Raw genomic sequence first — 7,988 nt, forward strand, 5'->3', positions numbered from 1 at the left:
ATGAAAAAACCTGACAATTTTGAGATTGTCAGGTTTTATAAGTCCTATTTTTTTGAGGTTTTACAGCTGAGTTGGGCTTTCCGGAGCCTGAATTTCACTTTCTTCCTCTTTCTCTTTAATTTGAGGCGCTTCAACAATTTCCTCTTGATCTTTTTCAGGAATTGTATTCGTCACAGGTTTCTCTGTCAATTCAGGATCCCATGCTCTCTTTCCGAAGATTTCCTCTAAGTCCTCACGGAAGATTACCTCTTTTTCTAAAAGCTTATTAGCTAAAGCATCAAGCTTGTCTTTATTTTCTGCAAGAATTCTTACTGCTCTTTCATATTGATTTTCGATGATCGACTTGATCTCTGCATCAATCTTAGTGGCTGTTTCTTCAGAATAAGGTTTTCCGAAAGAATATTCAGATTGGCCTGAACTGTCATAATAAGAAATGTTACCAATATTCGGGCTTAATCCATAGATCGTAACCATTGCCTGAGCTCTCTTCGTTACCGTTTCCAAATCAGAAAGAGCTCCGGTTGAAATATTATTGAAAATCACCTGTTCAGCAGCTCTACCTCCTAACGTTGCACACATTTCGTCCAACATTTGTTCAGTAGTTGTCAGCTGTCTCTCTTCCGGAAGGTACCATGCAGCTCCCAATGAACGTCCTCTAGGAACGATTGTCACTTTTAAAAGTGGGGAAGCATGTTCTACCAACCATGAGATCGTTGCATGTCCTGCTTCGTGGTATGCTACTCTTCTTTTTTCAGAAGGTTTGATTGCTTTATTTTTCTTTTCAAGACCTCCGATGATTCTGTCTACAGCATCAAGGAAATCCTGCTTTGTTACAGAAGTATGATTATTTCTGGCTGCAATCAATGCTGCTTCGTTACATACGTTAGCAATATCGGCTCCACTGAATCCCGGAGTTTGCTTAGCTAGGAACTCTCTGTCTACATTTTCATCCAATTTGATCTTCTTTAAATGAACATCAAAAATTTGTCTTCTTTCATGAAGTTCCGGAAGATCTACATAGATAGAACGGTCAAAACGTCCTGCTCTCATCAAAGCTTTGTCAAGGATATCCGCTCTGTTGGTAGCTGCCATTACAATAACATTCGTATCGGTTCCGAAACCATCCATTTCAGTAAGAAGCTGGTTTAGGGTATTTTCTCTTTCGTCGTTTCCTCCTGAGAAATTATTTTTTCCTCTGGCACGTCCAATAGCATCAATCTCATCAATGAAAATGATCGCAGGAGATTTTGCTTTTGCCTGTGCAAAAAGATCTCTTACTCTTGATGCTCCGACTCCAACAAACATTTCCACAAAATCGGAACCTGAAAGGGAGAAGAAAGGCACTTTAGCTTCACCTGCAACAGCTTTTGCCAATAACGTCTTACCTGTTCCCGGAGGGCCTACCAAAAGTACTCCTTTAGGAATTTTACCTCCTAGTTTGGTATATTTTTCAGAGTTCTTCAAGAAGTCTACGACCTCTTGCACTTCTTCTTTAGCACCTTCTAAACCTGCAACATCTTTGAATGTTACCTGAATTCTTTCTTTTTCGTCAAAAAGCTTAGCTTTAGATTTCCCGATAGAGAAGATTTGTCCACCAGGACCTCCACCTCCACCCATCTTTCTGAAAAGAAGGAAATAAAATAATCCAAGAATAGCAATCCAGATCAATGCAGATATCAAAATATCTGTGAAAGGACTTTTTCCTGTCCCATAATCCTTAGCTGTTTTAATAGCCGGATTTGTCGCCTTAATCTGTTCAAATTTCTGAAGGAAAAGTTGAAGATCTCCATATTTTACAGAATAATCTGCTTTAGGAGTGATATCTAAAGCTGAAAAGGGATTATTTTCCTTTCCGGTTTTAGAAACCATTGCTGATTTCGCTTCTTTAGTAAGGAAAACATCAGCCTTCTCTATGTCTTTGTATATAATTATGTTCTGGACTTTCCCCGCCTGCATTTCTCTAAAGAAACCATCTTCATCAATAGATTTTGCACTATCACCTCCTAAGAAATTGGAGCCAAACAATAGCAAAAGAGCTATGATTGCAATAGGAAAGAACCAGTTGAATCCTTTGTTATTCATTTATACTTTTTAAAATTTATTACTCATTTTCAATTTTGGTGATGACAGCGTCACCCCAAAGCTCTTCTATATCGTAGTATTCACGGACATCTTTTTGGAATATATGAACCACCACTGAAACATAATCAACCAATACCCACATTGCATTCTCTGTACCTTCTACATGCCAAGGCCTGTCTTTCAGATCGTTTCTTACTTTCTTCTCGACATTTCCAGCTAATGCAGCTACCTGTGTATTTGAGTTTCCACTACATATGACGAACGTTTCCGCTACGGAGTTTTCAATATTTGAAAGATCGAAGATCATAATATCTTCCCCTTTTACATCTTGAAGAGCTTCAACGATTTTATCTATTAATGCTTGTTTTTCTACTGTTTTATTCATTAAAAAAATACTATAATCTGCAAATTTATTGTTTTTTCTTTACTTTAACCTTACTTTTACCCCCTTAATGTCTTAAAGTTTTCTTAAATGAGCCAACTATTCTACCTGAATGAATGTTCTTCTACTAATGACGAAATTTCAAAGTTTTTACTTTACGAAAATTCAAATTTTATAGGATTGCATACTTTTAATCAGACTAAGGGTCGTGGGCAGTACGGAAATGTATGGACTCAGACTGCCGGAAAAAACTTAGCGTATACGCTGGCAGTGAATACTCAAAGCATCCAGTGCTCCGACTTTATATTCAATTATTATACCGCAATTATTATCAGGGATTTCCTTGCCAAATTGGCTGATCATGATGTAAAAATTAAATGGCCGAATGATATTATCCTTAAAGGTAAAAAAATCGTTGGAATTTTAATTGAAAAGAAAAAAATTAATCAAAATAATTATTTCATTATAGGAGCCGGAATTAATATTCTGCAGGAAAAATTTGATGAAATATCCAATGCAGGCTCTATTCTGACACAAACCGGCCGACAATTCGACCTGGAAGACTTCTCTTTACAGCTCCATGAATTTTTGACAGAAAAATTAAAAAATATTCCATCTGACCAGGAAATCCTGGAAGGATTCAACAAAAACCTATTTCGCAAAGATATTATATCAGTCTTCGAAATTGAAAAAGAGCGACAAAATGGCATCATTCGAAACGCAGACGAAAAAGGTGAACTTTGGATCGAACTGGAAGACGGCATGCATTCCTTTTATCATAAGGAAGTAAAATTGCTTTACTGATTGGCTCTTTTAATATAAAGATAAAGGGTAAGTGGAAAGAAAACCAAGTTAGGAAGCCACATAGCCAATGCAGGTGGCAAACTCTTGTTTTCCGACACTACCTTTAATGCTTCAAATGAAAACACGAAAAGAAAGGCTAATGAAATTCCTATCGCCAGGTTTACCCCTAATCCTCCTCTTTTCTTTTGAGAAGATAAGGAAAGCGCCAGGAAAGTAAGAATAATAATAGAAACAGGCATTGAAGTTCTCTGATGAAGTTCATTCAGATATGAATTCAAATTACTATTTCCTCTTGCCTTTTCTCTCTCAATGAATTTTAACAACTCAGGCGTAGTTTTATTTTGTCCAAGAAGTTCGTTAGGAAAAAGCTCTTCCGGCCCATGTCCATAGTTTTTTCTTAACTCTACTCCATTGGCTATTTTCTCGGAATTGTCTTTATTAATAGTCTTTTCAAGATAATTATTTAAAACAAACTGTTTTTTAGTTTGATCCCAATATACTTCACTCGCCTTCAGCTCATAAACCATTTTTCTGTTTTTATCAAACTTTTGGTAAACAAAGCTGGATCCTCTTTTTTCTCTTTTGTTCCATGAATCCACAAAGATATATTCTGTTTTACTCAGCTGCGAGGACGCAGGTGCTGTTCCTAAAATTCTTTCTTTGTTGGCTGCATTATAGGTATATGCCTCTAGCTCATTTTTCCTAATATTTGCCCAAGGAAGAACCAGATGGTATACCGTAAGAGATAGTATAGCAATTAAAATTGAGGTATACAGATAAGGTTTCGCAAATCTATGGAAACTCGCACCACTACTGATAACGGCTACAATCTCTGTATTATTGGCCATTCTGGAGGTAAAATAAATTACCGTAATGAATACCAGAATGGAAAGAAACGTCACCACAAGGTTGATGATCCAGAAAGGATAAAAATGAATCAGAAAATATACCAGATCAAGCTTCGGATCGATAGCCTTAGCATTTTCTATCCTTGGAATCTTTTGTTGAACATCGATAACAAGTACTACTATAGACAGCAATATCAGCATGAAACTAAAAGTTCCAAGATATTTTTTAATGATATATCTGTCAATAATTGTAAACATAATCTTTTACAGTCTTTGTCTAAGAACCGGAACTACAGAATTTTTCCACTCATAGAAATCTCCTGCGATAATATGCTCTCTTGCGACTTTAACCAAATCCAGATAAAATGCAAGGTTATGGATGGAAGCAATTTGTTTTGCTAAATATTCCTTAGACACAAACAAATGGCGAAGATACGCTTTTGAATATTCCTTATCTACGAAGCTGGTTCCAAATTCGTCCAAAGGCGAAAAATCACGCTTCCATTTTTCATTTTTAAGGTTCATTACCCCCTGCCATGTGAAAAGCATTGCATTTCTTGCATTCCTTGTAGGCATTACACAGTCCATCATATCAATTCCTAATCCGATAGACTCTAATATATTCCAGGGCGTTCCTACTCCCATCAGATATCTTGGCTTTTCTTTTGGAAGAATATCTGTGACTTCATCTGTGATTCTGTACATTTCTTCTTCAGGCTCACCCACGGAAAGCCCACCAATAGCATTACCTTCTGCTCCGGCTTCGGAAATCACCTCTGCAGAGATTTTTCTTAAATCTGAATAAGTGGACCCCTGTACAATAGGGAAAAGCCTTTGCTTATGTCCATATAATTCAGGGTTATTGTTAGTCCATTCTATACATCTTTTTAACCAACGATGGGTTAATTCCATTGATGATTTGGCTTGATTATATTCACAAGGGTAAGGTGTACATTCGTCGAACGCCATAAAAATATCCGCTCCGATTTGTCTTTGGATTTCCATTGACCTTTCCGGAGAAAACATATGATAACTTCCGTCAATATGAGATTTGAATCTGGCTCCCTCTTCCGTCATTTTTCTGTTACTTGCCAGTGAAAACACCTGAAAGCCTCCTGAATCTGTGAGAATAGGAAGATCCCAATTCATAAATTTATGTAGACCTCCTGCATCCTGCATCGTTTCCATACCCGGACGAAGGTATAGGTGATAAGTATTTCCCAAAATAATTTGGGCTTTTATGTCTTCTTTTAATTCTCTCTGATGAACTGTTTTCACACTGGCTACAGTTCCCACAGGCATAAAAATGGGTGTTTGAATTTTCCCGTGATCCGTGGTAATTTCTCCTGCTCTCGCCTTTCCTTCAGAGGTTTTCTCTATATTAAAAAATTTCATCCGTATATTTCTTTTAATTCATCGTTACCGATGATTGTGCTTCCATAGAACCCAGTATAATTACCTTACCAAAGGTTGTTGCATACTTTCATTCTGTTTCAGCTTATCTTTTACATATTGAGCCGCTTTCGGGTCTTTTTTTAATAAAATTTCCTGTGCGTCATTAGCAATATCTTGCATTTTATCTTTAATCACGTAGTATTTGAAACTTTCAATGAAATCATTAGGTTTCACATTATGAGATTTAAGAATAAATCTTGTACCTGCTTCCAGATTTTTGTCCTGGTACATAAAAGTAGCCTGATCATTGACCATAAGATCAGCAATAATTTCAGCCATTGCAGTCTGATCAACCAGATTTTTAGGTTTATCAATATAATCGCCACATGAAAACAGGCCCAGTAAAACAAAAATAAAGATCAGCTTTTTCATCAGTTTATTTTAAATTTCTTAATGATCTATAACCTGTTGATTATCGATTTCCATTTTAAGTTTAACACTCCAAAAACTGCTTCATGGATAATCCCTCCATTCATTTTGCTTTCTCCTAAAATCCTATTGGTAAATATAATAGGAACCTCTACAATTCTGAAACCTTTTTTATAAGCCCTGAATTTCATTTCAATCTGAAACCCGTAGCCTTTCAATTTTACATTATCCAAACCTATCTCCTCCAATACTTTTCTTGAGAAGCAGACGAAGCCCGCCGTAGTATCATGAATCGGAAGTCCCAAGATAAACCTTACATATTTTGATGCAAAATAGGAAAGCAACACTCTTCCCATTGGCCAGTTGACAACATTTACTCCTTTTGAATAACGCGAACCAATGGCTATATCTGCGTTGAGACAAGCTTCAAAAAGCTTAGGCAGATCATTAGGATTGTGTGAAAAATCAGCATCCATTTCGAAAATATAATCATATTTGTTTTCGAGGGCCCATTTAAAACCATGGATATAAGCTTTCCCCAAGCCATCCTTTACATGTCTCATCGACAGATGCAGATGATGTGGGTACTTCTTTTGCAATTCTTTCACAAGCTCCGCAGTTCCATCCGGAGAAGAGTCATCCACCACTAAAATATGAAAGCCATCCTCCAATGCAAAAACCGCGGAAATAATATTTTCAATATTTTCCTTTTCGTTATACGTCGGGATAATGACTAGTTTTTTCATTTCAGTTTGCAAAGATAGTTTATTTAACCTTTTTATTTTATACAAAATAATCTATAATTTTGCAAAAATATTTCTCAAAGATTAAACAAATTGAACAGAAGCATTGTTCAAGTATTTAAAATCGGAATGAGAAGGTATTTCAACAACAAATTTCATAGATCAGCGAAAAAGAAAATCTGTGCCAACTTATGTTATTTGAAGTTAAATAAAATTTAAAAAAAATTAAAATTTGCCGTCGTCACAAAACTACATCAATCATGTAAGAATACCTGAGAATAATGATTGGGTGATCTTTATATTACTGGGTTGTATATTTTTATATGTGTTTATGATGAACATTATAGAAAGGGATGCGAGCCTGAAAGATTTTTTGCTTCAAAAATATTTTGATGCAAGTAATAACCTGCCAAGCTGGATCATTACTTCGTGTGTGATAACGCTTGCCCTGTCTGTTCTAATTTCACAATACATTCCCATTGTTCCGAAATACATTGCAGATTTACAGCTTTTCGGGTATCAGCTTAATAAATTCGGATACACATTACTGGCAATTGTATTTTTCTATGTAACAAGGTCTGCTTTGGGATTTTTATTTTATCAAAGTATAGGAGATGGAAAAAAATGGTCTATTTTTTATTTTACCTCCACAAAATTTTATTTTATTCTGTCATTTTTGTTAATAATTTTATGTGTAGCCCACTATTACTTCCCTATCGACAGAAATAAAATGTTTTTGTACTATTTCTTCTTCTTTTCTTTTGTGTTCGTTTTTAAAGTTTTTTTCTATTTATTTCACAAGAACAAGATTCTTCCAGAGAAATGGTATTATAAATTTTTGTATATTTGCACCCTCCAAATCGCACCATTATTACTGCTTTGGAAGTTGTTATTTTTTTAATAAATGTCAATGATGAGAATAAAGTCCATATTGGTTTCTCAACCAGCGCCTAGTGAGTCTTCTCCATATTTGGATATAGCGAAGAAGGAAAAAATAAAGATTGATTTCCGTCCATTTATCCATGTTGAAGGAGTTGACAATAAAGAACTTAGAACACAAAAGATAGATTTGACGCAATATACCGGTATTATTTTTACCAGTAAGAATGCGATTGACCATTACTTCAGACTTGCTGAAGAGCTGCGTTTTGCTGTTCCGGATACGATGAGATACATCTGCCAGTCGGAAGCAATTGCCAACTATCTTCAAAAGCATATTGTCTACAGAAAAAGAAAAATCAGCTTTGGAGAGAAAAATTTCTCTGATCTGCTTCCTCTTTTCAAAAAATTCCCAACTGAAAAATA

At 35.7% G+C, this 7,988-nt stretch carries 9 protein-coding genes; 3 read left to right on the forward strand and 6 right to left on the reverse strand.

Annotated features, from left to right (window positions below; translation table 11 throughout):
- Nucleotides 1-60: 60 nt before the first annotated feature.
- Together ftsH and rsfS are read right to left on the reverse strand one after the other, a co-directional pair.
- Nucleotides 61-2,082, reverse strand: a complete 2,022-nt coding sequence (gene ftsH / locus CW752_RS04465; protein ID WP_101238563.1) for an ATP-dependent zinc metalloprotease FtsH — start codon at nucleotides 2,080-2,082, stop codon at nucleotides 61-63.
- Nucleotides 2,083-2,101: 19 nt separating this feature from the next.
- Nucleotides 2,102-2,467 (reverse strand): ribosome silencing factor, encoded by a 366-nt coding sequence (rsfS, locus tag CW752_RS04470; protein ID WP_101238564.1) that lies wholly within the window; start codon nucleotides 2,465-2,467, stop codon nucleotides 2,102-2,104.
- A gap of 87 nt (nucleotides 2,468-2,554) precedes the next feature.
- On the opposite strand from rsfS, the gene CW752_RS04475 reads away from it, so the two are divergent.
- The gene (locus CW752_RS04475) at nucleotides 2,555-3,268 is read left to right on the forward strand and encodes a biotin--[acetyl-CoA-carboxylase] ligase (protein ID WP_101238565.1); all 714 of its coding nucleotides are present in this window, start codon (nucleotides 2,555-2,557) and stop codon (nucleotides 3,266-3,268) included.
- Here CW752_RS04475 and CW752_RS04480 read toward each other — a convergent pair.
- From CW752_RS04480 to CW752_RS04495, 4 genes are read right to left on the reverse strand one after another with little or no spacing between them, the layout of a single operon-like run.
- Nucleotides 3,262-4,374 carry an LptF/LptG family permease gene (locus tag CW752_RS04480; protein ID WP_101238566.1) on the reverse strand — a complete coding sequence of 371 codons (1,113 nt, stop codon included), beginning with the start codon at nucleotides 4,372-4,374 and terminating at the stop codon, nucleotides 3,262-3,264. The two genes, CW752_RS04475 and CW752_RS04480, sit on opposite strands and share 7 nt — an antisense overlap.
- A gap of 6 nt (nucleotides 4,375-4,380) precedes the next feature.
- Nucleotides 4,381-5,511, reverse strand: a complete 1,131-nt coding sequence (tgt, locus tag CW752_RS04485) for a tRNA guanosine(34) transglycosylase Tgt (protein WP_101238567.1) — start codon at nucleotides 5,509-5,511, stop codon at nucleotides 4,381-4,383.
- Between the two features lie 60 nt (nucleotides 5,512-5,571).
- Nucleotides 5,572-5,943 (reverse strand): DUF4296 domain-containing protein, encoded by a 372-nt coding sequence (locus CW752_RS04490; RefSeq protein WP_101238568.1) that lies wholly within the window; start codon nucleotides 5,941-5,943, stop codon nucleotides 5,572-5,574.
- A 26-nt stretch (nucleotides 5,944-5,969) separates the two neighbouring features.
- Nucleotides 5,970-6,686, reverse strand: a complete 717-nt coding sequence (locus CW752_RS04495) for a polyprenol monophosphomannose synthase (protein WP_101238569.1) — start codon at nucleotides 6,684-6,686, stop codon at nucleotides 5,970-5,972.
- A 286-nt stretch (nucleotides 6,687-6,972) separates the two neighbouring features.
- Between CW752_RS04495 and CW752_RS04500 the strand changes: the two genes are divergently transcribed.
- Entirely contained in the window at nucleotides 6,973-7,584 is a 612-nt protein-coding gene (locus CW752_RS04500; protein ID WP_228401614.1) for a DUF4271 domain-containing protein, read from the forward strand.
- Nucleotides 7,585-7,596: 12 nt separating this feature from the next.
- A partial coding sequence (locus tag CW752_RS04505) for a uroporphyrinogen-III synthase (protein ID WP_185117569.1) occupies nucleotides 7,597-7,988 on the forward strand: 392 nt, incomplete at its 3' end.

It is taken from the genome of Chryseobacterium sp. PMSZPI, assembly GCF_002835665.1.
GTDB lineage: Bacteria > Bacteroidota > Bacteroidia > Flavobacteriales > Weeksellaceae > Chryseobacterium.

Coding starts and splice junctions, on each gene's coding strand:
- CW752_RS04475 (WP_101238565.1), top strand. CDS start 2,555: ATGAGCCAACTATTCTACCTGAATGAATGTTCTTCTACTAATGACGAA.
- ftsH (WP_101238563.1), bottom strand. CDS start 2,082: ATGAATAACAAAGGATTCAACTGGTTCTTTCCTATTGCAATCATAGCT.
- CW752_RS04480 (WP_101238566.1), bottom strand. CDS start 4,374: ATGTTTACAATTATTGACAGATATATCATTAAAAAATATCTTGGAACT.
- CW752_RS04495 (WP_101238569.1), bottom strand. CDS start 6,686: ATGAAAAAACTAGTCATTATCCCGACGTATAACGAAAAGGAAAATATT.
- rsfS (WP_101238564.1), bottom strand. CDS start 2,467: ATGAATAAAACAGTAGAAAAACAAGCATTAATAGATAAAATCGTTGAA.
- tgt (WP_101238567.1), bottom strand. CDS start 5,511: ATGAAATTTTTTAATATAGAGAAAACCTCTGAAGGAAAGGCGAGAGCA.
- CW752_RS04490 (WP_101238568.1), bottom strand. CDS start 5,943: ATGAAAAAGCTGATCTTTATTTTTGTTTTACTGGGCCTGTTTTCATGT.